Below are 25,712 nucleotides of genomic sequence, written 5' to 3' on the forward strand. Positions count from 1 at the left end.
AAGCCGACACTTTGCGTGCGCGAAGGGCACAATCCGGGTACGACCCGTCCCTTTGCAACGCCATGTCGAATCTTGCTCCACGCATCTTTGCGCTCGGCGACGAAGCACTCGTCTGCGAAGTGCCGCCGCCCGCCACACTCGAAGTCCAGCGCCGGGTCTGGGCCGTCGCCGCGCTCGCACGCGCCTGGGCGCCCGTGCGCGAAGTCGTGCCCGGCATGAACAACCTGACGATCACGTTCGATCCGCTCGCCGCGGACTCCGCCTCGCTCACGCGCGCGCTCGAAACGGCCTGGTGCGACGCGGATATCGTGCCGCGTGCAGGCCGCGATATCGAAATCCCGGTTGCATACGGCGGCGACAACGGCCCCGACCTCGAAGCCGTTGCGCTTCACGCGGGCCTCGATGCCGCCGAGGTCGCCGCGCGCCACGCCGCTGGCGTCTACACCGTATTCTTTCTCGGCTTCCAGCCGGGCTTCGCCTATCTCGGCGGACTCGACGCCGCGCTCCACACGCCGCGCCGCCGCGAGCCGCGCCTTGCCGTACCGGCCGGATCGGTCGGCATCGGCGGCGAGCAGACGGGCATCTATCCCGCGAAGTCGCCGGGCGGCTGGCAACTGATCGGCCGCACAGCGCTGACGCTCTTCGACCCCACGCGCAACCCGCCCACGCTGCTCCTGCCCGGCGACCGCGTGCACTTCACCGTCGCGGAGCTGTGCGCATGATCGAAGTCCTGCGCGCGGGCACGCTCACCACGGTCCAGGATCCCGGCCGGCACGGCTACCGGCACCTCGGCGTCGCGTCGGCCGGCGCGCTCGATGCGCTGGCGCTCGAAGTCGGCAACCGGCTCGTCGGCAACCGGCCCGATGCGGCGGGCATCGAAGTGACGCTCGGCCCCGTCGTGCTGCGCTTCGCGCGCGCGACGCGCATCGCCGTGACCGGCGCCGATTACGGCGCAACGCTCGGTACGAGCGCGGGCACAAGCCAGGGCACAAGCGCGGAAACGAGCGCGGTGTGGCCATGGTGGAGCCTGCCCGTCGCGGCGGGCGAAGAACTCGTGCTGAACAAAGCGCAAAGCGGCATGCGCGCTTATGTATGCGTCGCGGGCGGCATCGATGTCCTGCCGATCCTCGGCTCGCGCAGCACCGATCTCACGGCGGGCTTCGGCGGACTCGCAGGCCGCGCGCTCAAGGACGGCGACCGCCTCGCCACGGGCGCGAGCGCGGCGCCCGGACCCGAGCGCGTGTCGTTATCGCCGGATGCGCCGCCATTCGGCGTGAAATCCCCCTCGCTATGCGACTTCGGCTACGTGCACGAGCCGCACCGCCAGCGTGGCCGCCGTGCGAACGCGAACCCAGACGCGTGGACCGTGGTGCGGGTGCGCGCGCTGCGCGGCCCGGAATACGACAGCTTCACGCCCGAAGCGCAGGACGCGTTCTGGTCCGAGGAATGGCGCGTCACGCCGAACAGCAACCGCATGGGCTACCGCCTTTCGGGCACGGCGCTCGCGCGCGAAAGCGGCGTGGACCTGCTCTCGCACGCGGTGCTGCCGGGCACGGTCCAGGTGCCGCCCAACGGTCAGCCGATCGTGCTGATGAGCGACGCGCAGACCACGGGCGGCTATCCGAAGATCGGCTCGGTGATCCGCGCCGATTTGTGGAAGCTCGCGCAGGTGCGTCTGATGGGCGGCGTGTGTTTTGTGCCGACCACGCCCGCACTCGCGCGCAAGGCGCTCGAAGACGAACTGGCGTATTTGCGGCAGATCGACGCCGCAATCGCCATGCATGACGAGCACTACGCGCGGCGCTGTGGAACGGCGCAACGCGCGCAACGGGCATAGCGGGCGTTGCGCGCACAATAATCAGCAGCGGAAAAGAAAGAAGCGGCAGGCAGTACGGAGAAACCCATCATGATCACCATCGACCTGAACGCCGATCTTGGCGAAGGCTGCGGCTCGGACGAGGCGCTGCTCGACCTCGTCAGTTCCGCGAACATCGCGTGCGGCTGGCACGCGGGCAGCGCCCACGCGATGCGCGAATGCGCGCGCTGGGCCGTCGAAAAAGGCGTGTCGATCGGCGCCCATCCGGGTTTCAACGACCCGGAGAACTTCGGCCGCAAGGAGATGGATCTCCCGGTCACCGAGCTTTATGCGGGCGTGCTCTACCAGTTGGGCGCGCTATCGGCGATTGCGCAGGCCGAGGGCGGGCGCATCGCGCACGTGAAGCCGCACGGCGCGCTCTACAACCAGGCGGCGCACGACGCGCGGATCGCGGACACGATTGTTTCCGCCGTGCACGACTTCGATCCGACGGTCGCCGTGTTCGCGCTCGCGGGCAGCGCGCTTGCGGCAGCGGCGCGCGCGGCCGGGCTCGTCGCCGTGGAAGAAGTGTTCGCCGACCGAGGCTATCGCGCGGACGGCTCGCTCGTGCCGCGCGGCGAGCCTGGCGCCCTCCTCGACGACGAAGACACCGTGCTGGCGCGCACGCTCGCGATGATCCGCGAACAGCGCGTGCAGGCAGTCGACGGAACGTGGGTGCCGCTCAATGCGCAAACCGTCTGCCTGCACGGTGACGGGCCGCATGCGCTGGCGTTTGCGCGGCGCATCCGCGCGGCGCTGGCCGACGCGGGCATCGGCGTACGCGCTGCGGGACCAGCCAGGGACTGAGCGGGCGCGGCGGCGGATTGAGGCGTGCGAGAGCGCGTGACAGCAAGTGAAAGCGGCGAAACGCGCCGCTCAACCTGATTCAGGCTGACTCAACCTGATTCATGCTGACTCAAGCTGATTCAGCCCGATTCAGTCCAGTTCAGTCCGACTCAAGCTGATTCAACCCGGCTCAACCGTGAAGCCGCGCTGCCGCAACAGCGCCAGCACGCCCTTACGCCCACCGAGGTGCAGCGCGCCGATCGCGACGAACACCGGCTTGTTGGGCGCCGCGATCTGCAGCATGCGCGAGACAAAGCGCCGGTTGCGCTCGTAGACGATGCGGTTGTCGACCGAATCCGAAACGCGCTTGTCGTGCGCGAGCTTCTCCGAGCGTGCGCTCTCCCACGCGGCGATCGCATCCGCATCGCCGAGGCGCCACAGGTGCAGCAGCGCGTTCACGTCGGCGACGTTCTGCGCCGGGGTCTGCGCGAGATCCTGCGCCAGCATCTCGCGCTGTTGCGCGAGTGAGAGGTTCGTGAACGAGCGCATCTGCTCCTGAAGCGTCTCGAGCCCGACGACGCGCCGCCCCTTCAGCCTCAGGAACACGTTCTGCAACTGCGCTTCGGTGCCGTACTCGGTTTGCAGACCCGCGCTCAGCGAGTCGTAGGTCTCCACGAGGAGCGAGGCGAGCCACGGCCGCATCCGCCGGATGCCGGCGAGCGCCTCGGGATTGCCGCGCAGGCGCGCCTCCAGCTTCTGCCACAGCGGTTCGGGCAAAAGCCCCGGCAGGCACGGCCGTGCGCACACGCCGTACTTTGAGACGTCGTCCTGCGAGACGAGCAGATCGTCGGGCGAGAGTTCGAGCGCGAGCGTCGGCGACGCGTTGAGCGCCGCGAGGATCGGCTGACGAAAGGGCTGGTTCGGGGGATAGTCGACGGGGTCGCCCACATGCAGCGTCCCGAGCAGGTAGAGGGTGACCGTGCCGCGCGTGGCGACGTAGAACGGCATGCGTGCGGGCCGCCCGCGCACGGGGCCGCCGGCGGTCGTGCCCGAGGCGTAGCTCGGCACGGCGGGCGGCGAGTGAAAGCCCGGCAGGCCCGACCCGCCCGGCATCGAGACGGGCGGACGGGCGCCGGGCGTAGTGGTGGCAAATTCGGCGGCGATTTCGGCAGCGGATTCCGCCGCGAGCGCGGCGGGGACGAAGCCGCGCGATTGCGGCACGACCACCACCCCGCCCACCCGAAACGCATCGCCCGCGGCAAACGCGAGCCGCAGCGGCCGGTCGAGCGACGGCCCGAAGGCGATGGCCAGCGCGAGCAATGCGCCTGTGGCGGCACGCATGGCATCACGCAATGTGAAAACGGCACGACGGCCGCTTTCACCCCAGCGGCGCGTAAAACGACGCGCCGCCGTCGCTTCAGGCATCCTCTTCCCCTACCTCCTCTGCACGATGGCAGGATACCTGACGTCCATCGACTTCGCGAAGTACCGGAACCTCTTTACGACACCGCTCGATCGCATACGGGCAGCGCTGGTGGAACGTGCAGCCCGACGGCGGGTTCAGCGGCGACGGCAGTTCGCCTTCGAGCTTGATCTTCACGCGGCGGTCCGCCTCGAAGATCGCGGGCGTCGCCGACAGCAGCGAGCGCGTGTACGGATGGCGCGGCCGCTCGATCACGGTCTTCTTGTCGCCCAGTTCGGCCACCCCGCCGAGATACATGACCATCACGTCGTCGGCAACGTGCTCCACCACCGAGAGGTTATGCGAGATAAAGATGTAGCTCGTGCGGAACTGATCCTGCAGGTCCATGAAGAGGTTCAGGATCTGCGCCTGGATCGACACGTCGAGCGCGGAGACCGGTTCGTCGGCCACGACGATCTGCGGATCGAGGATCATCGCGCGGGCGATCGCCACGCGCTGGCGCTGCCCGCCCGAGAACATGTGCGGATAGCGCTTCGCGTGCTCGGGCCGCAGGCCGACGATGCGCATCATGTGCGCGATGCGGTCCGCGCGCTCGGCGGCCGTGAGCTGCGTGTTGATCGCGAGCGGCTCGCCCAGCGTCTGCTCGACCGTCTTGCGCGGATTGAGCGAGGCAAACGGGTTCTGGAACACCATCTGCACGCGGCGGCGCAGCTCGGCGATCTTCTCCCGGTTCGCGTGCGCAACGTCCTCGCCGTCGATGACGAGACGGCCCGCCGTGGGCGGCTCGATCATCGTGAGCTGACGCGCGAGCGTGGACTTGCCGCAGCCCGATTCGCCGACCACCGCCAGCGTGCGGCCGCGCACGAGCGAGAACGACACGCCGTTGAGCGCCTTCACGGTTGCCGTGCCGAACATGCCGCGCTTGACGGTGTAGTGCTTCTTCAGATCCTCGGCGACGAGGACGCGGTCTTCATCGCCGTGCGGCGCGTGTTGCGGGACTGCGTTCATAGCGCGCCTCCGTGAGTCGGGTTCGCCGCTTTATCGCGCGTATTGCGCATATCGCGCAGATTGAGCGGCTTGATGCAGCGGACTTGCGTAACGGCACCGGCACCGGAGCCCGGCACCGGTTCGAGCGCGGGACGCGCCTTCCTGCAGTCGTCCACCGCGTACTTGCAGCGCGGCGCGAAGAGGCAGCCGCCCGGACGGTCGTCGCGTCCCGGCACCATGCCCGGCAGCGCGGCGAGGCGCACGGCGCCCTTGTTGTGCTCGGGAATCGCGGCGAGCAGCGCCTCGGTGTACGGATGATGCGGCTTCGCGAAGATGTCGGGTACGGCGTTCGTCTCGATGATCTCGCCCGCGTACATCACGGCCACGCGCTGCGCGACTTCGGACACCACGGCCAGATCGTGCGAGATCAGCACGAGCGCCATGCCGCGCTCCTTTTGCAGGCGCACGAGCAGTTCCATGATCTGCGCCTGGATCGTGACGTCGAGCGCCGTGGTGGGCTCGTCGGCGATCAGCAGCTTCGGGTTGCATGCGACGGCCATCGCGATCATCACGCGCTGGTTCATGCCGCCCGACATCTGGTGCGGGAAGTTGTCGATGCGGTTCTTCGCGTCGGGAATGCCCACCTGGTCGAGCAGTTCGAGCGCGCGCGCATTGAGCGCCGCGCCGCGCAGGCCCTCGTGCAGCTTGAGCACTTCCTTGATCTGGTAGCCGACGGTGTAGCTCGGGTTCAGGCTCGTGAGTGCGTCCTGGAACACCATCGCGATGTCCTTGCCGACGATGCGGCGGCGCTCCCGGCCCGTCGCATTGAGCAGGTCACGGCCGTCGAACGTGATCGAATCGGCGCTCACCTTGCCGGGCGCGTCGATGAGGCCCATCAGCGCCATCATCGTCACGCTCTTGCCGGAGCCCGATTCGCCCACGATGCCGAGCACCTCGCCCGGCGCGACCGAGAGATTCACGCGGTCCACGGCGGGCAGGCCGTTGAAGTTCACCGCCAGATTGCGGATGGTCAGCAGGTCTTTCTTTTGCATGTTCATGTCAGGCCATCCGTTTCAGCTTGGGATCGAGCGCGTCGCGCAGCCCGTCGCCGAGCAGGTTGATCGCGAGCACCGAAATCAGGATGGAGAGGCCCGGCATCGTGACGATCCACCAGGCGCTGTCGATATAGTCGCGCGCCGAGGCGAGCATCGCGCCCCACTCGGCGGCGGGCGGCTGCACGCCGAGGCCGAGGAAGCCGAGCGCGGCGGCGTCGAGAATCGCCGACGAGAAACCGAGCGTGGCCTGCACGATGAGCGGCGCCGTGCAGTTGGGCAGCACCTGCGAGAACATCAGGCGCGCCGTGCCGGCACCGGCCACGCGCGACGCGGTCACGTACTCCTTGTGCAGCTCGCCGAGCGCCGAGCCGCGCGTGAGACGCACGTAACCCGGCAGCGCGACGATCGCGATGGCGAACATCGTGTTCGTGAGACCCGGGCCGATGATCGCGACCACGGCCACGGCGAGCAACAGCGAGGGCAGCGCGAGCAGCACGTCCATCAGACGCATGATCGGCGTATCGGCCCACTTCTCGAAGAATGCGGCGACAAGGCCGAGCACGATGCCCGGAATCAGCGCGAGCACCACCGAGACGCAGCCGATCCACAGCGACAGCCGTGCGCCGTACATCAGGCGCGAGAGGATGTCACGGCCCGCTTCGTCGGTGCCGAGCACGAACTTCCAGTTGCCGCCGTCGAGCCAGGCGGGCGGAATCTTCACATAGTCGCGGTACTGCTCGATCGGGCTGTGCGGCGCGATCAGCGGCGCGAAGATCGCGACGATGATCAGCACGAGCACGACGACGCCAGCCGAGACGGCGCCCTTGTTGTGCGAGAAATTCGCCCAGAATTCGCGCAGCACGAGCGCGCGGCCCGAGGGCGGCGTGACCGCTTGCGGGGCGGCGTTCTGAATGTCAGCCATCACGCCTCCAGATTGCGTTGAGTGTAGTGCGGGAATCGGTTCATGACGGGCTTACCTCGTGTAACGGATGCGCGGATTCAGCACGCCGTACAGCAAGTCGACGCACAGGTTCACGACGATCACGAGTGTCGCGATCATGAGGATGCCGCCCTGCACCACCGGATAGTCGCGGCGGCTGATCGCATCGATCAGCCACTTTCCGACGCCGGGCCAGGAAAACAGCGTTTCGGTCAGCACCGCGCCCGCGAGCAGCGTGCCGACCTGCAGGCCGATCACGGTGACGACGGGAATCAGCGCATTGCGCAGCGCGTGCACGACGATCACGCGCAGCGGCGAGAGGCCCTTCGCGCGCGCGGTGCGGATATAGTCCTCGCGCAGCACTTCGAGCATCGACGAGCGCGTCATGCGCGCGACCACGGCGAGCGGAATCGTGCCGAGCACGATGGCGGGCAGGATCAGGTGGCTCACGGCGGAGCGGAACGAGCCTTCGTCGGTGCCGGGCAGCAGCGAGTCGATCAGCATGAAGCCGGTCACGCGCGGAATGTCGAATTCGACGGCGATGCGGCCCGACACGGGCGTCCAGCCGAGCTTCGACGAGAACACCATGATGAGGATGAGGCCCCACCAGAAGATCGGCATCGAATAGCCGGTGAGCGCGGTGCCCATCACGCCGTGATCGACGAGACGCCCGCGCTTGAGCGCCGCGACCACGCCCGCGGGCAGGCCGATGGCGAGCGCGAAGACCAGCGCGCACAACGAGAGTTCGACGGTGGCCGGAAAGCGCGCGAGAAACTCGCCCATCACGCTCGTGTTGGTGATGATCGAGGTGCCGAGATTGCCCTTCAGCGCGTGGCCGACGTAGTGGAGATACTGCATCGGCAGAGGTTCGTCGAGGCCGAGGCGATGCATCGCGTCGGCGTGCATCTGCGGATCGACGCCGCGCTCGCCCATCATCACTTCGATGGGGTCGCCCGGAATCAGGTGGATAAGCGCAAACGCGAGGATGGTGATGCCGATGAATGTCGGTATCACCATGCCGATACGGCGCAGTACGAAGCGGAACATGGTTTGTTCCCCCGAAAGCTTGAAATGAAATGCAACCGGCGACGGAGGCTCGTGACCCCTGTCGCCGGACCCGATTCGGCCAGTTTTCCAAATCCTGTCCTGACCGGACGAAAGCCCGGTCAGGACGCGGCGCGCGGCATTACTGCATGCCGACGCCGTCGAAGCGCGCATAGCCGAGCGGCTCGATGCGCATGTCGATCACCTTCTTGCTGACCGGTTGATAGACGGTCGAGTGGGCGATCGGCGAGAACGGCAGTTGCTTCGCGAAGATCTGCTGCGCCTGCTCGTAGAGCCTGGTGCGCGCGGCCTGATCGGACGTCGTGCGGCCCTTCTGGATCAGCTCGTCGAACGGCTTGTAGCACCACTTGCCGAAGTTGTTGCCGTTCACGGCCTCGCAGCCGAGCAGCGTGCCGAGCCAGTTGTCGGGGTCGCCATTGTCGCCCGTCCAGCCGATCAGCATCGCGTCGTCTTCGCCCGCGTGCGCGCGCTTGATGTACTCGCCCCACTCATACGTGACGATCTTCGCCTTCACGCCGATCTTCGCCCAGTCGGCCTGGATCATCTCGGCCATCAGACGCGCGTTCGGGTTGTACGCACGCTGCACCGGCATGGCCCAGAGCGTGATCTCGAGACCGTTGGCCACACCCGCCTTCGTAAGCAGCGCCTTGGCCTTGGCCGGATCGTATGCGTTCGCCGGCAGGTTCTTGTAGTAGGACCATTGCGTCGGCGGCATCGGGTTCGTCGCGAGCTGGCCCGCGCCCTGGTACACCGATTCGATGATGGCTTTCTTGTTGATCGCCATGTCGAGCGCGTGGCGCACGTCGGCGTTGTCGAGCGGCTTGTGCTCGACGTTGTACGACAGGTAGCCGAGGTTGAAGCCCGGCTGCGACGGCATCGCGACGGTCGGCTCGGCCTTCAGCGGGGCGATGTCGGCGGGACGCGGATAGCTCATCACCTGGCACTCGTCGCGCTTGAGCTTTTGCACGCGCACGCTCGCATCCGGCGTGATCGAGAAGATCAGCTTCGAGATCTTCACTGCACCCGGCTTCCAGTAGTCGGGATTGCCGTCGAAGCGGATCGTCGCATCCTTCGTGTAGCTCTTGAAGATGAACGGGCCCGTGCCGACCGGATACTGATTCAGGTCGGCGGGCTTGCCGGCCTTCAGCAATTTATCGGCGTATTCAGCCGAGAGAATCGACGCGAATTCCATCGCCATGTTCTGGATGAACGGCGCGTTCGGCTCGTTCAGCGTGAACTTGACGGTGTACGGATCGACCTTCTCGACCTTGGTGATCAGCTTGTCGAGGCCCATGTCCGTGAAGTACGGGAACGACACCGGGTACGCCTTGCGGAACGGCTGGCTCGGATCGAGCATGCGATCGAACGTGAAGACGACGTCGTCGGCGTTGAATTCGCGCGTCGGCTTGAAGAACGCCGTGGTCTGGAACTTCACGCCATGACGCAGATGGAACGTGTAGGTCTTGCCGTCGGCGGAAACATCCCACGATTGCGCGAGGCCCGGTTCGACCTTCGTGCTGCCGCGCTCGAATTCGACGAGGCGGTTGTAGACGGTGAAGGTGTCCGCGGTGAAGTCGGTGCCGGTCGTGTATTGCGCCGGGTCGAAGCCTGCGGGGCTGCCTTCGGAACAGTAAACCAGCGTCTTGTTCGGGATGCCCGCGGCGTGCGCTACGGTGGCGCCCGCAATCGATGCCGCTGCGAGCGCGGCGAGCGACGTGAGCCGCGCAGCTCGCAACAGGTTGTTTCCTTTCATATTTCCTCCAGTTCGGTGCCGGACAGCGCCGGCGTAGCGCGATCTTACAAGACCTGTCGTGCCCGTCACAACAGATAACGGGGCCTGGTGGACCATGGAAAACGCCGGGTTGACAGGACCGGTTGCACCTCGAACGTGACGCCGGGTTACCCGATTGGCACGGGTTGCGCCTGTTGCGCGAAGCGAACTTCGCTGTCCCGACATTTTGAACCGTCACGCGCGCCACCGCCCTGGCGCGACTCGCGGCACGAGCGCACGAGCGCACGAGCGCACGAGCGCACGGGCGCAAGGGCGGAGAAATGAGAACGGCCCGCTTCACCGCCCGCGTGTCAAACATGAAACGCGGGGACGAGCGGGCCGTGCAGGCGGTACTGGTGATGAACGCGCGACTGGAGCCTTACGGAAGCCTTAGAGTCCGAGCCGCTCGCAGATCGACTTCGTCGCTGCAGCACCGTTGAGCGTGTAGAAGTGCAGCCCGGGCGCGCCGGCATCGGTAAGACGGCGGCACAGATCCGTCACGACATCGAGGCCGAACGCGCGGATCGCCTCGCGGTCGTCGCCGAAGCTCTCAAGGCGTTTCGCGACCCAGCGCGGCACTTCCGCCCCGCACATTTCGGAAAAGCGCATGAGCTGCGAGTAGTTCGTGATCGGCATGATGCCGGGCACGATCGGCACGTCCACGCCCAGCTTGCGGACGTCGTCGACGAAGCGGAAGTACGCATCCGCGTTGAAGAAGTACTGCGTGATCGCCGAGTTCGCACCCGCCTTCACCTTGCGCGCGAACGCTTCGATGTCGTGACGCGGCGAGCGCGCCTGCGGGTGATATTCGGGATACGCGGCCACTTCGATGTGGAACGTGTCGCCGGTTTCCTGGCGGATGAACGCAACGAGTTCCGACGCGTAGCGCAGCTCGCCCACTTCGCCCATGCCCGAGGGCAGGTCGCCGCGCAGCGCGACGATGTGGCGGACGCCGTGCGAGCGGTACTGCTCGAGGATTTCGCGCAGCTTCTCTTTGGACGAGCCGATGCACGAGAGGTGCGGCGCCGCTTCGATGCCGTCCTTCGCAATCTCGACGACGGTGTCGAGCGTGCCTTGTTGCGTCGAGCCGCCCGCGCCGAACGTCACCGAGACGAATTTCGGCTTGAGCGTCGCAAGCTGCGCGCGGGTGGCGTGCAGCTTTTCGACGCCGTCCTGCGTCTTCGGCGGGAAAAATTCGAATGAAAGTTCGATCGGTTTCATGATGGGATGGCCGCGGCCCGGTTAGCCGAGCGAGCGGTTGCCGAAAATCAGGGCAGACAGCAGCCATGACACGATGCTGTACAGGATCGAGCCAAAGAACGCCGACCAGAAACCCGACACCTCGAAGCCCTTCAGCAGCGTCGCCGCGAGCCAGAAGCACAGCGCGTTCACGACGAGAATGAAGAGCCCGAGCGTGATGATCGTCACGGGCAGCGTGAGCAGGATCAGCACCGGCCGCAGGATGGTGTTGATGAGCCCGAGCACGACGGCGACGATCAGCGCGGTGCCGAAACTGCGGATGTGAATCGACGGAACGAGCCAGGTGATGATCAGGAGTGCAAGCGCGTTGATCAGCCAGGTCAGCAGCACGGTCATGAGAGCTCCTTGTTCTTGAGGTGTCGGCCGGAGTTGGCGCTTTAGCGCTTACTCCCGTCAACGACTTAATAACGGTAGTGGTTCGGCTTGAACGGACCGCTCTTGTCGACGCCGATGTACGATGCCTGCGCGTCGGACAGCACGGTCAGGTTCGCACCGATGCGCGCGAGGTGCAGACGCGCGACCTTCTCGTCCAGATGCTTCGGCAGCACGTACACCTTGTTCTCGTACTTCGCGCCCTGCGTGAACAGTTCGATCTGTGCGAGCGTCTGGTTCGTGAACGAGTTCGACATCACGAACGACGGGTGGCCCGTCGCGCAGCCGAGGTTCACGAGGCGGCCTTCGGCCAGCAGGATCACGCGCTTGCCGTCCGGGAAGATGATGTGGTCGACCTGCGGCTTGATGTTGTCCCACTGATACTGGCGCGTCGACGCCACGTCGATTTCCGAGTCGAAGTGGCCGATGTTGCAGACGATCGCGTTGTGGCGCATCGCCTTCATGTGGTCGTGGCCGATCACGTGGTAGTTGCCGGTGGCCGTCACGAAGATGTCGGCCTTGTCGGCGGCGTATTCCATCGTCACGACGCGGTAGCCTTCCATCGCCGCCTGCAGCGCGCAGATCGGATCGATTTCGGTGACCCACACCGTCGCGCCGAGGCCGCGCAGCGACTGCGCGCAGCCCTTGCCCACGTCGCCGTAGCCCGCGACCACGGCGATCTTGCCCGCGATCATCACGTCGGTCGCGCGCTTGATGCCGTCCACGAGCGACTCGCGGCAGCCGTACAGGTTGTCGAACTTCGACTTCGTGACCGAATCGTTCACGTTGATCGCCGGGAACGGCAGACGGCCATCCTTCTCCATCTGGTACAGGCGGTGAACGCCGGTCGTCGTTTCCTCAGTCACGCCCTGGATGTGCGCGAGGCGCTTCGAGTACCACGACGGATCGCTGTCGAGGTGCTGCGCGATCGACTTGTAGAGCGCGACTTCTTCTTCGTTCGTCGGCCTGGCGATGACCGAGCGGTCCTTTTCGGCCTTCGAACCGAGGATCAGCAGCAGCGTTGCGTCGCCGCCGTCGTCGAGGATCATGTTGGCGAACTCGCCGTTCGGCCATTCGAAGATGCGGTGCGAGAACTCCCAGTATTCGTCGAGCGATTCGCCCTTGAACGCGAACACCGGCGTGCCGCCCTGCGCGATGGCGGCAGCGGCGTGGTCCTGGGTCGAGAAGATGTTGCACGAGGCCCAGCGGACATCGGCGCCGAGCGCCTTGAGCGTTTCGATCAGCACGCCCGTCTGGATCGTCATGTGCAGCGAACCGGCAATGCGCGCGCCCTTGAGCGGCTGCTGCGCCTTGTACTCGTCGCGGATCTGGACGAGGCCGGGCATTTCGGTTTCGGCGATATCGAGTTCCTTGCGGCCCCAGGCGGCAAGCGACATATCGGCGACAACGAAATCTTTGACTTGAGCTTGCGGAATTGCGGCGTTCATCACGCCCTCCTTTCTAAAAGTGACTAGAAATTAAAGACGTGAGCGCCGTTTCGATGCGGTTGCCTGACTATGAAACAACCGGATTGAGCGCCTCCGAGCCTGGCGGGCTGCATGCGTAATGCTCAGCCCGTCGCAACGCTCCTCGGAGACGAGGCGTGATTGTAGCAAATCGGCATCGCGCCGTCGGAACTACCGCGTCGCACAAATGCACGCGCGGCGACATCACGGGCGGATGTGGCAGATGTGGCGGACCTGGCGGATGCGCAGCGAACGGCGCTGCGGGCGACGTGGGTGATGTGGGCGCCGCGGGCGCCGCGCGCATCGCTGCGCGCGGGCACGGGGGAGTTCAGGTGTAGCTGGCGATCTCGCCGGCCACCGCGGCGGCGCGCGGATTCACAGCTTCGCTCACGTTGAGCGCGCGCAATTGCTTCACGGCGGCGAGCGCCTGATCGAGGAACTGGCGCGAGCACTGGACGACCGCCGCGCTATCGCCCGGATCGGGCGTTTGCAGGCCGGCCTGGATGCGGAAGAAACGCTCGGCGTGGATGTTGTAGTGATAGTGCATGCGCACGCGCTTCGCATCGTCGAGCCGGCGCTGGCCAAAAGTCTCGCGCAGCGCCCACGAGAGCGCGCCGTCCTCGCCGCCGTACTGGCGGAAGAAGTCGTCGATCGGGAAACCGCCCAGCGCGAGAAACGCGATGCGGCGGATCACGAGACTGCTCGGCACCGTGTTGCTGAGCGTCGCGGCGTGCATGGGGAAGTCGGGATGCGCAAGCACCGATTCAGGAAAGCCGGCGAACTCGACATCGAGCCGGATCGCGGCTTCCTGGGGATGCTGTTCGAGCCACGCGCCCGCATCGGCGAGCGCGCCGGGCATGTATTCGTCGTCGGCGTCGAGAAAGGCCAGCACCGGAGCAGTCGCGTGCAGCGCGCCCCAATTGCGTGCCCGCGCCGCGCCGCTGTTCATCGGCATCTGCAACAGATGCACGCGCGTATCCTGGCGGGCATAGCCGAACACGATTTCAGCCGATGCGTCGGTCGAGCCGTCGTCGACGACGAGGATCTGCACGGCTTCGCGTTGCGCGATGCAGCTGTCGAGGGCGCGCGCGAGCGTTGGCGCGCTGTTGTAGCACGGAACGATGATTGAGATGGGCGGCATGGGTAACGTCGCTGTCAAGCCGCAACAAGCGCGGCAACGCTGTCCATGATAGACCGGCCGCGATCCGGGAAATCTGAAAATGGTGCGGCGCGCAGCCGCTAAAGGCGCAACCGCGCCGAAGAGTCGCATGGTTGCGCTGTAGTCGCGCCGGGGTTGCACCGCATTCGCACAGACGATAAAAAAGCCAGCCCCAAGGCTGGCTTCCCGACTTCCGACGATCCAGAAACGACCATCAGTCCGGCATGAAATCCTCGTCGAGTACCTGCTCCATCGACCACGGACAGGTTTCTGGGAACACATCGAGACCGGTTTCGTTGACCGCCTGCGCCAGCGCCCTCGCCCACACAACACGCATCCAGTCCGCATCGGCCAACCTGGACTTGAGGCTGGGCGCCTCATCCAGAAGGTAGGCCACATCCAGCCGTTGAGCCTTGATAGTCCTTTGCCAGCTCGCGCCTCGCCGCGCAGACTGGAACTGCCATTTGAGCAGATGTGCGAGCAATACGGCCATACGGCTGATCAGTTCCCGCTGTTCGCTCTTGCCCACGTCCTCGATCTCCTCTGCCAGATGCTCGATGTCCAGCGCCGAGAACTTGCGCTCACGCAACAACGCCGCCTGTTCGTTCGCCCATGCCACCACGTCCTTCTCGTAGCTCGTTCCCATTTTCCGGCCCTCCAGACCGATCACATCTGCCGCCATTGTACCGGCCTGGGGAAAGGGTTCTTCTCCCGCCTTCGTGCCGTCACCTCCGGCTTTTCAGCGCCATTCGGCGCCGGACGGCAGGTACGGCGGGTACGGCAGTCACACCGGCAAAAAGCCGAGCGCCGGCGCGAGCAGCACCATCACGACACCCGCGATCATCATCGTGAGACTCGCCACCACACCTTCCTCGCTGCCGAGTTCGCGCGCCTTCGCGGTGCCCACGCCGTGCGCCGCCGCGCCGAACAGCGCGCCGCGCGCAAGACGCGTGCGCAGCGGCACGAGCGCGAGCACCAGTTCGCCGAACAGCATCCCGCACACGCCCGTCGCGATCACGAAAAGCGCCGTGAGATCGCGCGGCGCGTGGATCTTGTCGGAAACGGCCAAGGCGAACGGCGTCGAAACCGAGCGCGTCATCAGGCTGCGCTGCAGTTCGGGCGACAGGTGCAGGAGCTTCGCGAGCGCGAGCGATCCGCCCACGGCGACGACAATGCCCACGCCCACGCCCGCCGCGAGCGAGATCCAGTGCCGCTTGAGCAGTTCGCGATACTCGTAGATCGGCACCGCGAACGCGACCGTCGCCGGGCCGAGCAGCCACATGAGCCAGCGCGTGTCCTCGAAATAGACCGGATACGGAATGTGCAGCGCGAGCACGATCGCGCCCAGCACGACCGGTACGGCGACGAGCGGCGTGAGCCACGGCGAGCGCACGCGCGCGTAAAGCGCCTTCGACGCGAAATAGAGCACGACAGTCAGGATCAGGCAGCCCGCGGCAATCAGCCGGGAGGCATCGTCGGCGAACAAGGAGGCAATAAACGTGTTCATGACGCGATCATCCTGTAAAGCAATCAATCAATCGGAGCGGTGTTGCACCGCCGGTTCAGGCATGACGCGCGTGATGCGCGTGACGCGTAAGGTGGCGCGCCTGCAGCACGCGGCGCAGCGCGAGGCGGCGCTCGAAACGCGCGGCCTGTTCGACGGCGAACGCCACGGAAACCATCACCATCAGCGTCCCGCCGACCACGACGAGCGCAAGCCGCCAGCCGTCGGCGCGGAACAGCCCGCCGTACTGCACGGCCGCCACGGCGGCCGGAATGAAGAACAGCAGCATGTCGGAGAGCAGCCAGTCGGCGCCGGCCTTGACCCAACGCGGTGCAACACCGCCGCAGAACAGCAGCGCGAGGAGCGCGACGAGGCCGACCACGCCACCCGGCACGGGCAGATGCGTCGCCCGCGCGAAGTCGTCCGCGGCGAACCAGAGTCCGGCGATCAGGGCCGACTGCACCGCGATCAAGCCGATGCGCGCCACTGCGCCCACTTGCCGCGAGGCTTTCGTCGTTGAGCGTTGAGTGGTCATGGCAAACCCTGGGTGACATTGGGAAGAGCCCAGTATAGGTTGCGTCGCAGCATAAATATAATGACTTAGAATTATCCAAATCATTCCAGATTGGAATCAGGAGCCGGAACCGTGGAGCTACGCGCGCTTCGCTATTTCATCGAGGTGGTGCGGCAACAGAGTTTCACCGCCGCCGCCGAGCAGATGCACGTCACGCAGCCGACCATCAGCAAGATGGTGAAAGCGCTCGAAGACGAGATCGGCACGCCGCTTTTGCTGCGCGATACGCGCCAGATGGTGCTCACCGACGCGGGCCGCATCGTCTGGCAGCGCGGCCAGGACGTGCTCGCCGCACATGCGCAGTTGCAGGCCGAAATCGACGATCTGGAGACGCTTGGCCGCGGTGAGCTGACCATCGGCGTGCCACCGATGGGCGGCTCGCTCTTCACGCCCGCCATCGCGACGTTCCGCGAGCGCTACCCGAGGATCGAGCTGAAGCTCTTCGAGCAGGGCTCGCGCGCAATCGAAGCCGCGCTGATTTCCGGCGAACTCGAACTGGGCGGTGTGCTGCAGCCGGTCGATCCGGCAACGATCGACGTGCTGCCGATCTCGCATGAAGTGCTGTGGCTCGTCGCGCAGAAGGGTTCGCGGTGGGACGGCGCAGCGAGCGTGCCGTTGGCCGAACTCGCCGACGAGCCGTTCGTGTTCTACGGCGAGAGCCTGGCCCTGAACGACGTCGTGCAGCACGCGTGCCGCGAAGCGGGCTTCGTGCCGCAGATCGTCGGGCGCAGCGGACATTGGGATCTGATGGCGGCGCTCGTGCTCGCGGGCGTCGGGATCGCGCTGCTGCCCGCCCCGTACTGCCGCAGGCTCGACGCCGCGCGCTTCACGTGCCTGCCCGTGAGCGAGCCCGAAATCACCTGGGATATGGCGATTGGCTGGAAGCGCAACGCGTACCTGTCACATGCGGCGCGCGCTTGGCTCGCGGTGGCGAAGGAGACTTTCGGCAAGCCCTCGTCGTTTCTCGACGATTTCGTGCTGCCGCCCGGGCTGGGCGAATGAGGCGCGCGCGGCTGCCGAAAAACGCGCAGCCGCGGCTCAGTTCTCACTCAGGCCACCACGCTTTCCCTGGCCGTTTCACCCTTGCGGCGCGTTTGCGCGATGAAGTCCGCCGCACGCTCGCCGATCATCACGGTCGGCGCGTTCGTGTTGCCGCCGATCAGCGTCGGCATCACCGAGGCATCGACGATGCGCAATCCACGCACGCCGCGCACGCGCAACTGCGTATCGACGACCGACCGCGCGTCGCCGCCCATGCGGCAGGTCGCGACCGGGTGATAGATGGTGTCGGCGTGCGCGGCAATCGTCGCGCGCAGTTCGGCGTCCGTCTGCCCGGCGTGCGCGTAGAGTTCGCGCCCGCCAAGCTCCGCCAGCGGCGCCGCATCGAAAATAGGCCGCACGAGCCGCACGCCCGCGACAAGTGCATCCATGTCGCGCGCATCGGAGAGAAAGCCCGGATCGATCACGGGCGCGACGCGCGCATCGGCGCTTGCGAGCGTGACCGTGCCCCGGCTCGCCGGACGCAGCACGCACACGTGCAGCGAATAGCCGTGGCCCCAGTGCATGCGGCGGCTGTGATCGTCGACGAGCCCGGTGCAAAAGTGCAATTGCAGGTTGGGCCGGTCCAGACCGGGGCGGCTCCTCAGAAAGCCGCCCGCCTCCGCGACGTTCGACGTGAACATGCCGCGCCGCGAACCGACGTAACGCGCGAGCGCGGGCGCCATCTTCGCGAAGCCGCGCAGCGAATAACCGAACGCATCGGTCGTTCTCACGCGCAGGTTGTAGGTGTAGTCGATATGGTCAGCCAGATTGCGGCCCACCTCGGGCGCGTCGTAACGGACCTGCAGGTCATGCGCGCGCAATTCTTCGGCCGGGCCAATGCCCGAGCACATCAGCAGTTGCGGCGTGTTGAACGCGCCCGCCGCGAGGATCACTTCGCCGCGCGCGCGCAGTTCCTCGACCCGGCCGCCGCGCGCCACGTTCACGCCGGTCGTGCGCTCGCCGTCGAAGGTCACGCGCAGCACGGTCGCATCGGCGATCAGGTGCAGGTTCGGGCGCTCACGTCCATACAGGTACGCCCGCGCGACGCTGCAGCGCTCGCCGCCGCGCTGCGTCACCTGATAGAAGCCGACGCCTTCCTGATCGGGTCCGTTGAAGTCGTTATTTGCGCGAAAGCCCGCTTCGAGCGCGGCCTGCACGAAGCGCTCCGCCACCGGGTTGCGGTCGCGCAGATCCGTGACGCCGAGCGGCCCGCCCGCGCCGTGCCAGGCGTTCGCGCCGCGCGTGTTGTCCTCGGCGCGCAGGAAGTACGGCAGCACGTCGCTAAAGGCCCAGCCCGTGCAGCCGAGCTTCGCCCATTCGTCGTAGTCGAGCGGATGGCCGCGCGTGTAGATCATCGCGTTGATGGCGCTCGATCCGCCAAAGCCGCGTCCGCGCGGCTGGTAGCCGCGCCGCCCCCCAAGCCCCGGCTGCGGCACGGTCTCATAGCCGTAGTTGTTCTTCATCGCGCGCGGCACGAGCCCGGCGACGCCCATCGGCATATTGACGAGCAGATTGCGTTCGGTGTGCGGACCGGCTTCGATCAGCGCAATCGTCGCTTCGGGACAGCGCAAGGCGAGCCGCCCGGCCAGCGATGCGCCGCCCGATCCGGCGCCCACGATGATGTAGTCGTATTCCACCCTCTTCTCCGTCTGTCTTTATCGGCGTTGCATCTGGGTCGCACCCGACGCACGCGCGTTTGATAATTTGTTTTTTTTGCGCATTGTAGGAAGCGAGCGGAGCGAAGCGCGACACTTATGTCAGAGCCTTCCCTCTAATCGGCAGGAAGCGGCAGAAAGCGCGCCCGCCTATGATGACAACCGGTGCAGCCATCGGACCCCTAAAGTTTCGGCCAGCGGATGGAATGCGCTCGCAATCGCGCAGTCACCACGCAGTCACCATAATCAGACAAGGCCGCGCGCACCCGCGCCCAAGGCCCAAAGGAGACAGGCAGATGGAAAGAGCACATCGCCCCGGCACGAGCCACGAGGTCACGAATCAGGCGCCGCCGCTCGCCGGCTACAACCTCTTCACCACGGACGCCGCGCTCATGGAATCGCTCGCGCGCGCGGGCGCCGGGTGGCATCGCGAGGCGCTCGAACGCGACGGCGCGCGCCTCGGCACCGCGGAGGTGATCGCGCTCGCCGATCTCGCCAATCGCCACCCGCCCGAACTCTTCACGCACAGTCCGCGCGGCGAGCGCATCGACGCGCTCGAATTTCATCCGGCCTGGCATCGCCTGCTCGCGCTGCTGCGTGCCGAGGGCCTGCACGCGCTGCCGTTCTCGAACCCGCAGCCCGGCGCGATGGCCGCGCGCTGCGCGGGCTACTTCCTGCACGCGCAGATCGAATCGGGCGCGCTGTGCCCCACCACGATGACCTTCGCGAGCATCCCCGTGCTGCGGCGCGAGCACGCGCTTTTCGAAACGCTGCGCGAGCGCCTGTACGCGCGCGAGCACGATCCGCGCGACCTGCCGTGGCAGCAGAAGACGTCGATGATGATCGGCATGGGCATGACCGAAAAGCAGGGCGGCTCCGACGTGCGCAGCAACCGCACCGAAGCGCACGCAGCGGCTACCACCACGGGTGCGGCCACCGGACGCGGCGCCGGGTACCGTCTGACCGGGCACAAGTGGTTTCTCTCCGCGCCGCAATGCGACGCGCATCTGGTGCTCGCGCGCAGCGGCGCTCACGACGGCCTCTCGTGCTTCTTCGTGCCGCGCTTCGCGCCGGACGGCACGAAGAACGCCGTGAACGTGCTGCGCCTGAAGAACAAGCTCGGCAACCGCTCCAATGCAAGCAGCGAAGTCGAGTTCTTCGACGCGTACGGCGTGATGATCGGCGACGAGGGACGCGGCGTGCAGACCATTATCGAAATGACGAACTACACGCGGCTCGATTGCGTGATCGGCAGCGCGGCGCTCATGCGCGCGTCGCTCGTCGAGGCGATCCATCATGCGCGCCATCGCAGCGCATTCGGACGTCTGCTCGCCGATCAGCCGCTCATGCAGAACGTGCTCGCCGATCTCGCGCTCGAATCGGAGGCCGCGACGGTGCTGTTCATGCGCCTCGCGCATGCGTTCGAGGAAGACGCTGGCGCGCACGGCACCCAGCATGTCGCCCAGTCGCCCGAAGAGCGCGCATGGCGCCGCATCGTCACGCCCGCCGCGAAGTTCTGGGTCTGCAAGCGCGCGATTGCGTTCACCGGCGAGGCCATGGAGGTCTGGGGCGGCAACGGCTACGTCGAGGAAGGTCCGATGGCGCGCCTCTATCGCGAAGCGCCGGTCAACTCGATCTGGGAAGGTTCGGGCAACGTAATGTGCCTCGACGTGCTGCGCGCGCTCGAACGCGAAGCCGACGCCGCCCAGGCGCTCTTTCTCGCGTGGCGGCGCGAGGCGCAGGGGCATCCGGTGCTCACAGCCGCGCTCGATCGTCTTTCTGCACTGCTCAACGGTGCGCCTGGCACGCGCGAAGCGAGCGCACGGCACATCGCGCAGCAGATCGTGCTGATCGCCCAGGCACTGTTGTTGCGCGAGGGGCCGCAGGAAGTCGCCGACGCCTTCATCGCCACGCGGCTCGGCGAACGCGACGGCGACGGCAATGGCAACTGCGGCCGCGTGGCCGGCACGCTGCCTGCGCGGTTCGACCATGCGGCGTTAGTGGCGCGCGCGTTCCCGGCCATCTGACTCACAGTCCGCTGCGCCATGCACGATCATTCGAACACTCAAGCTCCGAGGAGCGACCGGCCATGAAGCAGGATCTGCCCGAATCCGTCTCGCGCGATCCCCTCGCTGCCCTGCTCGACGTGCAGCGCGACGCGTTCCTGCGCGAGCCGTTCCCGGCGTGGGAGGTGCGCGCACGCCACCTGAGGGCGTTGCGCGCCATGCTCTTCGACAATCGCGATGCACTGGCCGAAGCGATGAACGCCGACTTCGGCCAACGCTCGAAAGCCGAGATCACGCTTTCGGAATTCGTCGTGCTCAAGCAGGAGATCGATGGCGCGCTCAGGCACGGCGCGCGCTGGATGAAGCCGCAGCGCCGCAGCGTCGGCAAATGGCTGCGGCCCGGGCGCGCGAGAATCGTGCCGCAGCCGCTCGGCGTCGCGGGCATCGTCGTGCCGTGGAACTATCCGCTGCTGCTCGGCGCGGGGCCGCTCGTCTGCGCGCTCGCGGCGGGCAACCGCGCGATGATCAAGATGCCGGAGTTGACGCCGCGTACCTCGGCGCTCTTCGAAGCCCTCATCGAAAAGACCTTCTCGCGCGACCACGTCGCCGTGGTCAACGGCGACGCGTCGGTCGGCGCCGCGTTCACGGCGCTGCCGTTCGACCATCTGCTGTTCACCGGCTCGACGCGCATCGGCCACGAGGTCATGCGCGCGGCGTCGGCCAATCTGACGCCCGTGACGCTGGAACTCGGCGGCAAATCACCCGCGCTGATCGGCGAGCACGCGCGTTTCGACTACGCGGTCGACAGCCTCCTGCTCGGCAAGACGCTCAACGCGGGTCAAACCTGCATCGCGCCCGACTACGTGCTGCTGCCGCGCGGCCAGGAGGCGGCGTTCATCGAGCGCGCCCGCACGCGCTTCGCGCAGCTTTATCCCGACTTCCTCAACAACCGCGATTACACGTCGATCATCTCGGCGCGCCATTTCGGGCGGCTCGTGCGCATCGCCGACGAGGCACTGGCGGCGGGTGCGCAACTGCATCCGCTCGGTGGCCAGCTCGGTGGCCAGGACGCGACGACGCGGCGCATGGCGCCCGTGATCGTGACGAATGCACCGGCGAACACGGCGCTCATGCAGGAGGAGATCTTCGGGCCGCTCCTGCCGCTCGTGCCCTACGACACGCTCGACGAGGCGCTGCGCTACGTGAATTCGCGCGCGCGCCCGCTCGCGCTCTACCTCTACGCCGACGACGCACGCACCATCGAGCGCGTGACGCGCGAGACGATCGCGGGCGGCATGTCGGTGAACGAGACGCTGATGCACATCGCCGCCGAGGGCCTGCCGTTCGGCGGCGTCGGCGCAAGCGGCATGGGCGCGTATCACGGCTACGAGGGTTTCGCGACCTTTTCGAAGCTGAAGCCGGTGTTCACGCAGGCGCGGCTCAACGCGCGCGGGCTGATCGCGCCGCCCTACGGCCGGATCTTCCGCTTCCTGGTCAATCTGATGATGAAGTTCTGAGCGGCGGAAGCGACAGGAACGGCGACAAGCGCCGCTGCGCGGCGGCGCGATCCGGCGCGGCGGCGGCGGATTGGGGGGCAGAATCGGGCGCGGGCGGCGGCGCGCTGCTGACAGCTTCGAGCTGATGCAGCCACGCGAGCAGTTCGGCCACGGCCTGGTAGAGCTGGGGCGGAATCTTCGAGTCGAGATCGACCTGCATCAGCAGCGACATCATCTCCGGCGACTCGTGCACGTAGAGGCCTGCTTCCTTTGCGCGCTGAATGATCATGTCCGCGACGAGGCCGTAGCCCTTAGCGACGACGCGCGGTGCGCCGTCGGCGGCAGGGGCGTCGTAGGCGAGCGCGGCGGCGCTCTTGCGATGCATGCGGCTCATTACAGATCCCAGTCGAGATAGCCTGCGCCCGCGACAGCCGCGCTCGCCTGCGGCTCCGCCGGACGGGCCTGCGCAGCCGCCTGGGCAGCCTGTGCTGCTTGAGCCGCCTGTGCCTCTTGAACCTCTTGCGCAGCGGCGCGCGCATACGCGCTCGCGGCTTTCGCGGCTTCGGCAGAACCCGTTGCACCGCTGCCGACTTCGCGAATCGAGAATCCCGTGAGCGCGAGACCGAGCGCTTCGAGTCGGCCCTTCAACGCATTGCCGCCTTGAACCAGGCGCGACGCGCCGTCCGGGTTCGCCTGAACCCGCACGGCGAGCGACTGGCCGGTGAGCGTCAGCTCGGCATCGACGGTGCCGAGCGACGGCAGCGCAAGCGTGAGCCGCGTGCGCCACTGCGCGTCGTCGGGATCGGCTGCGCCGTGGCGCGGATCGCGCGCATCGACGCGGTCCTGCTGGATGCTCCAGTCGAGGCGCACGCCCGCCCAGGCCTCGCCGGTCCAGCGGAATTCGCCGGTCGCCAGCAGATCGAGCTGTTGCCGCACGAGCGGAATCACGGCTGGATGAATCGAAGCGCTTGCTGCCTGCGCGTCGTGCGACGCGGGCGACGATGCAGGCAACAACGCAGGCAAAAGCGCGGCTTCGGAAAGCGCGCCGTTCGCCCGCACGAGCGCGGCATTCGTCGCGAGCGCGGCCGGGCCGGTCTGGGCGGCCGTATTGCGGGCGAGCGACGCGTTCGCGCTGCCCGCCTGCGGCTCGCGCGCCCCCGCTGCGAGCGTTTCGGTCCAGAACACGTCGTCTGCGTCGCTTGCGGCGAGGCTCCAGTCGTGCGGCAACTGGGCGGCGCCGTCGACGAGCCGGTTCTGCGGCTCGGCGGCGAGCGACGCGGGCGTGCGCTGGCCTTGCAGCCATTGCGCGAGATGGGATTCGTAAAAGAGGCCGCTGTCCGTGACGGTCTGCGCGAGCGCCGCGGCAAGCGCGGCAACTGGGGTTGCCGCCGCGGCCTGGCTGGCCGCCGTAGCCGCACTGGACTGGCTGGACGCAGCAGCGGAAGCCGCCGGGCCGTTTTGCGCGCCTGCGGTCGTGGCGGCCTGCGCGGCGTCCGCCGTGCTGGAACCGGCTGGATTGCCGTTCACGCCCCATTGCGTATCGGTTTGTGTCAGTGCGGCAGCGTCGCCAGCGAGTAGCTCGGCTTCGATCAGCGCAGCCTGCGCGGCAGAATCAGCCGCGCCCGGAAATGTGACCGAACCCGGCAACGCACCCGCCCCGGCCTGCGTCGCGGCGCCCGGATCGCTCCAGACCGGCGCGTTGCCGACCACCGCGGGCGTCGCTTCGCCGCCCGAACGGATAATCGCGTCGAGCGTAAGCGCCACAGCCGAGAGTACGGTTTGCGCCGAGGCCTGCGGCGTGGCGCCCGTGACCGCATCGGGCAGCGTCGGCGTGCCGGTCGCAAGCGCCGATACACCCGTCTGCGTCGCGCCCGTGCTGCCTTGCGAGCCCACCGGATTGAGCGCGCTCGAGCGGTTCGCGACGAGCGCGGCGCTTCCCGTGTCGATTCCGTTCATGCATTCCCCGAGGCCGGCGGGTCGTCGCGCGCGTCGCGCTCCGCCCAGGTATCAATGTCGATCGGGCACGGCGCGCCTAGCGCACGCCGTAGAGTTCCTGCAACACCCGCCCGGGGCGCGTCCTGCCGGCAAAGAGCGCCGCGAGGCGCGTCATGCACGGGCTCGCCAGCTCGCGGATCGCCGCGTCGTCGGCGAGGATCTGGCGGATCAACTCGAACTTGCGCGCGCGCTCGTGCGTGGACAGCTGCGTGCCGCCGTCCGCGGCCTTGAGCGCGTCGACGAGGTGGCGATACTCCTCCTGGAGATCGATCAGATCGTCCCAGTGCGCACCGCGTGCTGCGCAGAGCATCCGCTCTGAGACTGCCGCTATCGCTTCGTAGCGGGCGAAGTAGTCTGCGTTCGTCATCTCATCATTGGACCGGCGCCCGGAGCGCCAGGCGCTCCAGCCAGCCGGTCGGCTTCCGGCCCTATGCCCAGCCAGGCTTCCTCGAGCGTCGCCAGCAGGCCGTCGACCTCGACCAGCATGGGCTCGCTCTGTTTAATATTCGCTTCCAGCAGGCGGCGCGCGATGTAGTCGTACAGCGCATTCAGACGCTGTGCGATTTCCCCGCCCGCCTCCATGTTCAAAGCCTGCTGAAGCCCGCTTTCGACAATCTGGATTGCCTTGCCGATCGCCTCGCCACGCCCCGCGACATTCCCCATCTGCAGGTGCATGCGCGCCTGCGCCACCGCCTTGCGCGCGCCTTCGTACAGCATCGCGATGAGCTTGTGCGGACTTGCACCCATGACTCCAGTCGTGACCCCCACGTGTGCGTACGCGTTGGCTCCAGAGCGTGAAGACGAAAACATGGGTGCTTCTCCTCGATACTTGCGGCTGTGAATACGGTTGCATCCGGCGTGCGGCGCCGAGAAGCGCCTGCCGGCCATAGCCGGGTTATCGGAAGGTTGTGGGAGAAGCTTTAGCGCTGCATGCGCGGCAATCCGCCTGAAATCAGACCTGGATCGACATGATGTCGGTGTACGCAGAAACGAGCTTGTTGCGCACCTGCAGCCCGAACTGGAAGCCGACGTTCGCCTTCTGCATGTCGACCATCACGTCGTTCAGCGAGACGTTGTTCGCGCCCAGTTCGAACGCCTGCGACTCGCCCACGGCTTTCTGCTGGTCGCCGCTGATCTTGTCGAGCGACGACTTGAGCGCCGCTGCGAACCCGCCTGCCGTCGCGGCGCCCGAGGCCTGGTCGGCAGCGCTCGGCCCGCTGGCCGCCTGCGTCGCCATCGACTGCATCTGCGCGAGTGCGGACGTGAGCGGAGATACTGGCAAGGACATGATTGCTCCACAGT

At 67.0% G+C, this 25,712-nt stretch carries 25 protein-coding genes and 1 riboswitch; of the genes, 6 read left to right on the forward strand and 19 right to left on the reverse strand.

The window, feature by feature from the left end:
- The first annotated feature begins 62 nt into the window (after nucleotides 1-62).
- From pxpB to pxpA, 3 genes are all read left to right on the forward strand, one after another.
- Nucleotides 63-722 carry a 5-oxoprolinase subunit PxpB gene (gene pxpB / locus ACFPTO_RS09650; protein WP_377711119.1) on the forward strand — a complete coding sequence of 220 codons (660 nt, stop codon included), beginning with the start codon at nucleotides 63-65 and terminating at the stop codon, nucleotides 720-722.
- Nucleotides 719-1,837 (forward strand): 5-oxoprolinase subunit C family protein, encoded by a 1,119-nt coding sequence (locus ACFPTO_RS09655; protein ID WP_377711120.1) that lies wholly within the window; start codon nucleotides 719-721, stop codon nucleotides 1,835-1,837. Before pxpB ends, ACFPTO_RS09655 begins: the two co-directional genes overlap by 4 nt.
- Before the next feature lie 72 nt (nucleotides 1,838-1,909).
- Complete coding sequence (pxpA, locus tag ACFPTO_RS09660; RefSeq protein WP_377711705.1) at nucleotides 1,910-2,662, forward strand: 5-oxoprolinase subunit PxpA; 753 nt, start codon at nucleotides 1,910-1,912, stop codon at nucleotides 2,660-2,662.
- A gap of 159 nt (nucleotides 2,663-2,821) precedes the next feature.
- Here the strand turns inward: pxpA and ACFPTO_RS09665 are convergent, their stop codons facing one another.
- The 13 genes from ACFPTO_RS09665 to ACFPTO_RS09725 form a co-directional block, all read right to left on the reverse strand.
- Nucleotides 2,822-4,066: a TraB/GumN family protein gene (locus tag ACFPTO_RS09665; protein ID WP_377711121.1), complete on the reverse strand. Its 1,245-nt coding sequence runs from the start codon at nucleotides 4,064-4,066 to the stop codon at nucleotides 2,822-2,824.
- Nucleotides 4,059-5,072, reverse strand: a complete 1,014-nt coding sequence (locus ACFPTO_RS09670) for a peptide ABC transporter ATP-binding protein (protein WP_377711123.1) — start codon at nucleotides 5,070-5,072, stop codon at nucleotides 4,059-4,061. The genes ACFPTO_RS09665 and ACFPTO_RS09670 overlap by 8 nt, the downstream gene beginning before the upstream one ends.
- Complete coding sequence (locus tag ACFPTO_RS09675) at nucleotides 5,069-6,103, reverse strand: ABC transporter ATP-binding protein (RefSeq protein WP_377711706.1); 1,035 nt, start codon at nucleotides 6,101-6,103, stop codon at nucleotides 5,069-5,071. The genes ACFPTO_RS09670 and ACFPTO_RS09675 overlap by 4 nt, the downstream gene beginning before the upstream one ends.
- 7 nt (nucleotides 6,104-6,110) lie before the next feature.
- Complete coding sequence (locus ACFPTO_RS09680) at nucleotides 6,111-7,028, reverse strand: ABC transporter permease subunit (protein ID WP_377711125.1); 918 nt, start codon at nucleotides 7,026-7,028, stop codon at nucleotides 6,111-6,113.
- Between the two features lie 51 nt (nucleotides 7,029-7,079).
- Complete coding sequence (locus ACFPTO_RS09685) at nucleotides 7,080-8,093, reverse strand: ABC transporter permease subunit (RefSeq protein WP_377711127.1); 1,014 nt, start codon at nucleotides 8,091-8,093, stop codon at nucleotides 7,080-7,082.
- Nucleotides 8,094-8,232: 139 nt separating this feature from the next.
- Nucleotides 8,233-9,864 carry an ABC transporter substrate-binding protein gene (locus ACFPTO_RS09690; protein WP_377711128.1) on the reverse strand — a complete coding sequence of 544 codons (1,632 nt, stop codon included), beginning with the start codon at nucleotides 9,862-9,864 and terminating at the stop codon, nucleotides 8,233-8,235.
- Between the two features lie 408 nt (nucleotides 9,865-10,272).
- Nucleotides 10,273-11,103, reverse strand: a complete 831-nt coding sequence (metF, locus tag ACFPTO_RS09695) for a methylenetetrahydrofolate reductase [NAD(P)H] (RefSeq protein WP_377711129.1) — start codon at nucleotides 11,101-11,103, stop codon at nucleotides 10,273-10,275.
- A gap of 21 nt (nucleotides 11,104-11,124) precedes the next feature.
- Nucleotides 11,125-11,478 carry a phage holin family protein gene (locus tag ACFPTO_RS09700; RefSeq protein ID WP_377711131.1) on the reverse strand — a complete coding sequence of 118 codons (354 nt, stop codon included), beginning with the start codon at nucleotides 11,476-11,478 and terminating at the stop codon, nucleotides 11,125-11,127.
- 65 nt (nucleotides 11,479-11,543) lie between these two features.
- Entirely contained in the window at nucleotides 11,544-12,962 is a 1,419-nt protein-coding gene (ahcY, locus tag ACFPTO_RS09705; RefSeq protein WP_377711133.1) for an adenosylhomocysteinase, read from the reverse strand.
- Between the two features lie 33 nt (nucleotides 12,963-12,995).
- Nucleotides 12,996-13,112, reverse strand: a riboswitch (S-adenosyl-L-homocysteine riboswitch).
- Between the two features lie 196 nt (nucleotides 13,113-13,308).
- Nucleotides 13,309-14,121, reverse strand: a complete 813-nt coding sequence (locus ACFPTO_RS09710; RefSeq protein ID WP_377711134.1) for a glycosyltransferase family 2 protein — start codon at nucleotides 14,119-14,121, stop codon at nucleotides 13,309-13,311.
- Between the two features lie 232 nt (nucleotides 14,122-14,353).
- The gene (locus ACFPTO_RS09715) at nucleotides 14,354-14,785 is read right to left on the reverse strand and encodes a DUF29 domain-containing protein (protein ID WP_377711135.1); all 432 of its coding nucleotides are present in this window, start codon (nucleotides 14,783-14,785) and stop codon (nucleotides 14,354-14,356) included.
- A gap of 138 nt (nucleotides 14,786-14,923) precedes the next feature.
- Nucleotides 14,924-15,646 carry an LrgB family protein gene (locus ACFPTO_RS09720; RefSeq protein WP_293034342.1) on the reverse strand — a complete coding sequence of 241 codons (723 nt, stop codon included), beginning with the start codon at nucleotides 15,644-15,646 and terminating at the stop codon, nucleotides 14,924-14,926.
- A gap of 55 nt (nucleotides 15,647-15,701) precedes the next feature.
- Nucleotides 15,702-16,178: a CidA/LrgA family protein gene (locus ACFPTO_RS09725; protein ID WP_377711137.1), complete on the reverse strand. Its 477-nt coding sequence runs from the start codon at nucleotides 16,176-16,178 to the stop codon at nucleotides 15,702-15,704.
- A 111-nt stretch (nucleotides 16,179-16,289) separates the two neighbouring features.
- Here ACFPTO_RS09725 and ACFPTO_RS09730 point away from each other — a divergent pair, with 111 nt between their 5' ends.
- On the forward strand, nucleotides 16,290-17,219 hold the full coding sequence (locus ACFPTO_RS09730) for a LysR family transcriptional regulator (RefSeq protein ID WP_377711138.1): 930 nt from the start codon (nucleotides 16,290-16,292) through the stop codon (nucleotides 17,217-17,219).
- A 47-nt stretch (nucleotides 17,220-17,266) separates the two neighbouring features.
- Here ACFPTO_RS09730 and ACFPTO_RS09735 read toward each other — a convergent pair whose 3' ends face one another.
- Nucleotides 17,267-18,895 carry a GMC family oxidoreductase gene (locus ACFPTO_RS09735; RefSeq protein ID WP_377711140.1) on the reverse strand — a complete coding sequence of 543 codons (1,629 nt, stop codon included), beginning with the start codon at nucleotides 18,893-18,895 and terminating at the stop codon, nucleotides 17,267-17,269.
- A gap of 314 nt (nucleotides 18,896-19,209) precedes the next feature.
- Here ACFPTO_RS09735 and ACFPTO_RS09740 point away from each other — a divergent pair, with 314 nt between their 5' ends.
- Both ACFPTO_RS09740 and ACFPTO_RS09745 read left to right on the forward strand, forming a co-directional pair.
- The gene (locus ACFPTO_RS09740; protein ID WP_377711141.1) at nucleotides 19,210-20,940 is read left to right on the forward strand and encodes an isovaleryl-CoA dehydrogenase; all 1,731 of its coding nucleotides are present in this window, start codon (nucleotides 19,210-19,212) and stop codon (nucleotides 20,938-20,940) included.
- Between the two features lie 62 nt (nucleotides 20,941-21,002).
- Nucleotides 21,003-22,436 carry a coniferyl aldehyde dehydrogenase gene (locus ACFPTO_RS09745; protein WP_377711143.1) on the forward strand — a complete coding sequence of 478 codons (1,434 nt, stop codon included), beginning with the start codon at nucleotides 21,003-21,005 and terminating at the stop codon, nucleotides 22,434-22,436.
- On the opposite strand, the gene ACFPTO_RS09750 is transcribed toward ACFPTO_RS09745, so the two are convergent.
- The 5 genes from ACFPTO_RS09750 to fliE form a co-directional block, all read right to left on the reverse strand.
- Complete coding sequence (locus tag ACFPTO_RS09750; protein WP_377711144.1) at nucleotides 22,414-22,809, reverse strand: EscU/YscU/HrcU family type III secretion system export apparatus switch protein; 396 nt, start codon at nucleotides 22,807-22,809, stop codon at nucleotides 22,414-22,416. The genes ACFPTO_RS09745 and ACFPTO_RS09750 overlap by 23 nt on opposite strands.
- Nucleotides 22,809-24,371 carry a flagellar hook-length control protein FliK gene (gene fliK, locus ACFPTO_RS09755; RefSeq protein ID WP_377711145.1) on the reverse strand — a complete coding sequence of 521 codons (1,563 nt, stop codon included), beginning with the start codon at nucleotides 24,369-24,371 and terminating at the stop codon, nucleotides 22,809-22,811. The genes ACFPTO_RS09750 and fliK overlap by 1 nt, the downstream gene beginning before the upstream one ends.
- Nucleotides 24,372-24,447: 76 nt before the next feature.
- Nucleotides 24,448-24,777 (reverse strand): flagellar protein FliT, encoded by a 330-nt coding sequence (locus ACFPTO_RS09760; RefSeq protein ID WP_377711147.1) that lies wholly within the window; start codon nucleotides 24,775-24,777, stop codon nucleotides 24,448-24,450.
- Nucleotides 24,774-25,220 (reverse strand): flagellar export chaperone FliS, encoded by a 447-nt coding sequence (gene fliS / locus ACFPTO_RS09765; protein WP_377711148.1) that lies wholly within the window; start codon nucleotides 25,218-25,220, stop codon nucleotides 24,774-24,776. The genes ACFPTO_RS09760 and fliS overlap by 4 nt, the downstream gene beginning before the upstream one ends.
- A 142-nt stretch (nucleotides 25,221-25,362) precedes the next feature.
- Nucleotides 25,363-25,698: a flagellar hook-basal body complex protein FliE gene (gene fliE, locus ACFPTO_RS09770; protein WP_377711149.1), complete on the reverse strand. Its 336-nt coding sequence runs from the start codon at nucleotides 25,696-25,698 to the stop codon at nucleotides 25,363-25,365.
- Nucleotides 25,699-25,712: the final 14 nt, after the last annotated feature.

The sequence above is a fragment of the Paraburkholderia denitrificans genome, assembly GCF_042655705.1.
GTDB lineage: Bacteria > Pseudomonadota > Gammaproteobacteria > Burkholderiales > Burkholderiaceae > Paraburkholderia > Paraburkholderia denitrificans.

Excerpts from the sequence above, each read along its gene's own strand:
- ACFPTO_RS09740 (WP_377711141.1), top strand. The coding sequence starts at position 19,210 with ATGGAAAGAGCACATCGCCCCGGCACGAGCCACGAGGTCACGAATCAG.
- ACFPTO_RS09725 (WP_377711137.1), bottom strand. The coding sequence starts at position 16,178 with ATGACCACTCAACGCTCAACGACGAAAGCCTCGCGGCAAGTGGGCGCA.
- ACFPTO_RS09715 (WP_377711135.1), bottom strand. The coding sequence starts at position 14,785 with ATGGGAACGAGCTACGAGAAGGACGTGGTGGCATGGGCGAACGAACAG.
- ACFPTO_RS09745 (WP_377711143.1), top strand. The coding sequence starts at position 21,003 with ATGAAGCAGGATCTGCCCGAATCCGTCTCGCGCGATCCCCTCGCTGCC.
- ACFPTO_RS09675 (WP_377711706.1), bottom strand. The coding sequence starts at position 6,103 with ATGCAAAAGAAAGACCTGCTGACCATCCGCAATCTGGCGGTGAACTTC.
- ACFPTO_RS09685 (WP_377711127.1), bottom strand. The coding sequence starts at position 8,093 with ATGTTCCGCTTCGTACTGCGCCGTATCGGCATGGTGATACCGACATTC.
- ahcY (WP_377711133.1), bottom strand. The coding sequence starts at position 12,962 with ATGAACGCCGCAATTCCGCAAGCTCAAGTCAAAGATTTCGTTGTCGCC.
- ACFPTO_RS09710 (WP_377711134.1), bottom strand. The coding sequence starts at position 14,121 with ATGCCGCCCATCTCAATCATCGTTCCGTGCTACAACAGCGCGCCAACG.
- ACFPTO_RS09690 (WP_377711128.1), bottom strand. The coding sequence starts at position 9,864 with ATGAAAGGAAACAACCTGTTGCGAGCTGCGCGGCTCACGTCGCTCGCC.
- ACFPTO_RS09665 (WP_377711121.1), bottom strand. The coding sequence starts at position 4,066 with ATGCCTGAAGCGACGGCGGCGCGTCGTTTTACGCGCCGCTGGGGTGAA.
- pxpB (WP_377711119.1), top strand. The coding sequence starts at position 63 with ATGTCGAATCTTGCTCCACGCATCTTTGCGCTCGGCGACGAAGCACTC.
- ACFPTO_RS09750 (WP_377711144.1), bottom strand. The coding sequence starts at position 22,809 with ATGAGCCGCATGCATCGCAAGAGCGCCGCCGCGCTCGCCTACGACGCC.
- fliK (WP_377711145.1), bottom strand. The coding sequence starts at position 24,371 with ATGAACGGAATCGACACGGGAAGCGCCGCGCTCGTCGCGAACCGCTCG.
- ACFPTO_RS09720 (WP_293034342.1), bottom strand. The coding sequence starts at position 15,646 with ATGAACACGTTTATTGCCTCCTTGTTCGCCGACGATGCCTCCCGGCTG.
- ACFPTO_RS09700 (WP_377711131.1), bottom strand. The coding sequence starts at position 11,478 with ATGACCGTGCTGCTGACCTGGCTGATCAACGCGCTTGCACTCCTGATC.
- ACFPTO_RS09670 (WP_377711123.1), bottom strand. The coding sequence starts at position 5,072 with ATGAACGCAGTCCCGCAACACGCGCCGCACGGCGATGAAGACCGCGTC.
- fliE (WP_377711149.1), bottom strand. The coding sequence starts at position 25,698 with ATGTCCTTGCCAGTATCTCCGCTCACGTCCGCACTCGCGCAGATGCAG.
- ACFPTO_RS09760 (WP_377711147.1), bottom strand. The coding sequence starts at position 24,777 with ATGACGAACGCAGACTACTTCGCCCGCTACGAAGCGATAGCGGCAGTC.
- metF (WP_377711129.1), bottom strand. The coding sequence starts at position 11,103 with ATGAAACCGATCGAACTTTCATTCGAATTTTTCCCGCCGAAGACGCAG.
- fliS (WP_377711148.1), bottom strand. The coding sequence starts at position 25,220 with ATGTTTTCGTCTTCACGCTCTGGAGCCAACGCGTACGCACACGTGGGG.
- ACFPTO_RS09680 (WP_377711125.1), bottom strand. The coding sequence starts at position 7,028 with ATGGCTGACATTCAGAACGCCGCCCCGCAAGCGGTCACGCCGCCCTCG.
- ACFPTO_RS09655 (WP_377711120.1), top strand. The coding sequence starts at position 719 with ATGATCGAAGTCCTGCGCGCGGGCACGCTCACCACGGTCCAGGATCCC.